The following is a 3,483-nucleotide window of genomic DNA, read 5'->3' as shown; positions in this document are numbered from 1 at the left end:
CTCCGAACTGGCCGGACTCCGCACCCTCCAAGACGTCGTCGCCACCATCGCCGAATTCACCACCACCACAACGGCCCCCGCGACACCACCAGCGGCCACAGCACCACCAGCGGCCCAACCCAGCGAATCCGCCGGCGACGTCGTCCTCGAAATCGTGTCCCAGAAAACCGGCTACCCCGCCGACATGCTCGGACTCGACATGGAAATGGAAGCCGAACTCGGCATCGACTCCATCAAACAAGTCGAAATCCTCGCCGCCCTACAAGCCCGGTTCCCCGGCGCCCCCGAAATCCCCGCCTCCGAACTGGCCGGACTCCGCACCCTCCAAGACGTCGTCGCCACCATCGCCGAATTCACCACCACCACAACGGCCCCCGCGACACCACCAGCGGCCACAGCACCACCAGCGGCCCAACCCAGCGAATCCGCCGGCGACGTCGTCCTCGAAATCGTGTCCCAGAAAACCGGCTACCCCGCCGACATGCTCGGACTCGACATGGAAATGGAAGCCGAACTCGGCATCGACTCCATCAAACAAGTCGAAATCCTCGCCGCCCTACAAGCCCGGTTCCCCGGCGCCCCCGAAATCCCCGCCTCCGAACTGGCCGGACTCCGCACCCTCCAAGACGTCGTCGCCACCATCGCCGAATTCACCACCACCACAACGGCCCCCGCGACACCACCAGCGGCCACAGCACCACCAGCGGCCCAACCCAGCGAATCCGCCGGCGACGTCGTCCTCGAAATCGTGTCCCAGAAAACCGGCTACCCCGCCGACATGCTCGGACTCGACATGGAAATGGAAGCCGAACTCGGCATCGACTCCATCAAACAAGTCGAAATCCTCGCCGCCCTACAAGCCCGGTTCCCCGGCGCCCCCGAAATCCCCGCCTCCGAACTGGCCGGACTCCGCACCCTCCAAGACGTCGTCGCCACCATCGCCGGCCTGACTGCGGCCGGGGCGGCCGAACAACCCGGACACGGGGCGCCGCCGCTTCCAGCGTCGCCGCCACCTGCCGGACTGCACTGCACCGAGGCAACGTTCCGGGCCGCGCCGCCGAGCGGATTGACGATGGCGGGTCTGCGCGACGGCGAGGTCTTCATCACCCGTGAGGACCCGGTCTTCGCGGCGGCGCTCGAGCGGGTGATGGCCTCGCACGAGATCAAGGCCCGCGTGGTCGACGAGGTCCCCGAGGAGGCCAGCGCCGTCATCTGCCTGGCACCGTTGGCGCCGGCGAACTCGGCCGAGGATTGCGTCGAGATGCACCTGCGCACGTTCCATGCCGCACGCAGCGTCGCCAAGAGCAACGCGCATTCGCGATTCTTCGTCACCGTGCAGTCGACCGGAGCTCGCTTCGCCGGCGCGCAGGTGCCGGTCGGGGTGGCCAGCCTGGTGAAAACCGCCGCGCTGGAATGGCCCAACGCTTCGGTGCGGGCAATCGACATCGACACCCTCGATGCGGAACGGTTGACCTCCGAACTGCTCAGCGGTGGAGCCGGAGTCGAGGTGGCGCTGCGCGAGGACGGCACCCGGCTGGTGCTCGACGACGTCGATGCGTCGCCGGCGGGGGAGACGATCACCGTTCCCGAGGGCGGAGTCGTCGTGGTCACCGGTGGTGCGCGCGGCGTGACGGCACGGTCTGCGCTGGCGCTTGCGCATCGCCACGGCCTCAAGCTCGCGCTGCTGGGCCGCACACCGCTGCACGCGGCGGGCCAGGATCAGCCGCACGGCGACACCGTGGCCGAGATCGCCACGGCGCTGGCCGCGTCGGCGCGGGCCCGCGGCGAGCAGATCGGCCTGCCCCAGGCCCGGGCGCAGGCCGAGAAGCTGATGGCCGAGCGGGAGGTTCGCGCCACCCTGTCCGCCGCCGAACAGCAGGGCACCGCCGCGAGGTACTTCGCGACCGACATCAACGACACCGCAGAGTTGCGACGCGTTCTCGACGAGGTTCGGCAGACGTTCGGACCCATCGCCGGTGTCGTGCACGGTGCCGGTGTCCTGGCCGACAGGCGTCTGGAGGATCTCGACGACGATCAGTTCCTCAAGGTGTTCAGGACCAAAGTCGTCGGCGCGGAGGCGCTGCTGGACGCCACGTCCCCCGATGATCTGCGATTCATCTCGCTGTTCTCCTCCATCGCCGCGCGAGCCGGGAATCCCGGGCAGTGCGCGTACGCAGCCGCCAACGCCGCCCTCGAGGCGATCGCGGCGCGCGAAGCCCAGCGGCGGGGCGGCGATTGCGTGGTCCGCGCATTCGGCTGGGGACCGTGGGACGGCGGGATGGTCGACGCGACGCTCAAGAGCCGCTTCCTTGAAGCCGGCGTGGGCGTCATCCCGATCGACGAAGGGGCACAGTTCTTCGCCGAGAACGCGTTGCGCCGCTCCACGGCCACCGCGGTCGTCGTCGCGGCGCCCGCCGAGGCGCGTCTGCAGGCGGCCCGGCTGGAATGGGACGTGTCGACCGAGATACTGCCGATGCTCGCCGACCATCAGGTTCGGGGCCGGGTCGTCATCCCCGTGGTCATCGTCCTCGATGCGATGCTGCGCGCGGCGCGCGGCCTGGTGGCGGACGCACGCCCGATCGTGCGGGACTTCCAGGTGCTGTCCGGGGTCACGTTCGCCGCCTGTGAGCATCAGGATCTCACGCTCGACTTCGAGCCGTCGGGATCGTCCTACATCGTCACCGTCCTCGACTGCGAGGGCCGCAAGCGCTACCGGGCCGTCGTGGACACCGGTGAGGGCACCGCCGCCGATCCGGCCCCGGGAGTGCCCGAGATCTCTGGCTCGCCCTGGCCGATGAGTGTCGGCGACGCATACGCGGGCCCGTTGTTCCACGGACCGCAGTTCGCGTCGATCGAGCACCTCGATGTCGTCGGATCCACCGGCGGCACAGCCAGCGTCAAAGGTCTGCGCGAGCTGGGGTGGCCGGATGGCAACTGGACCATCGACCCCGCGATGGTGGACGGCGGCCTGCAGCTGGGGATCCTGTGGGCCAGCGCGCAGGGGCACCCGCTGGTGCTGCCCGTGCGGGTCGGGCGTGCGGTGTTCCACCGCGCCCCCGGTGACGGCGGCACCATGTGCTGTCGCATTGCCGCACACCCCGTCAGCGACAAGCAGGTCGACTTCGACATCGTGATCGAGACCGCCGACGGCACACCGGTCGCCGAGCTCGCCGGCGTGGAGTTCTATGTCGCAGGCGCAGGGGCGGATACCTCGGCGTGAGCGATTTCGAGCCCGTCGCGATCGTCGGGAGAAGTTGCATCCTGCCTGGTGCAACCAGCCCGGCGGAACTGTTCGAGGCAACCAAGGGTGGACGCTGCCTGCTCACTCCCACCCCACGTGATGCCTGGCGCGGAGTGGATCCGGGGACGCTGCACAGCAGCCGACAGCCCGGGCTGCGGGTGGCGTCGGCCACCGGCGGCTACATCGAGCCCACCCCGGACATGTCGTCCGCGCCCGAGCTTGCGGGAATCGCCTCGCGCATA

Annotated in this window: 2 protein-coding genes; both read left to right on the top strand. The window is 69.4% G+C overall.

Annotated features, from left to right (window positions below; genetic code table 11):
* Positions 1 to 3,220, top strand: a 3,220-nt coding sequence (locus tag ACN27A_RS34640; protein ID WP_421459282.1) for an SDR family NAD(P)-dependent oxidoreductase, incomplete at its 5' end; no start/stop codon positions are given.
* On the top strand, positions 3,217 to 3,483 hold a 267-nt coding region (locus tag ACN27A_RS34635; RefSeq protein ID WP_421459280.1), incomplete at its 3' end, for a beta-ketoacyl synthase N-terminal-like domain-containing protein. The genes ACN27A_RS34640 and ACN27A_RS34635, both read left to right, overlap by 4 nt.

The sequence above is a fragment of the Micromonospora sp. WMMD737 genome (assembly GCF_049179055.1).
Taxonomy (GTDB): domain Bacteria; phylum Actinomycetota; class Actinomycetes; order Mycobacteriales; family Micromonosporaceae; genus Micromonospora; species Micromonospora reichwaldensis.
Note: the sequence above shows the minus strand (reverse complement) of the source record. Positions and strands in the feature narration are given on the sequence as shown.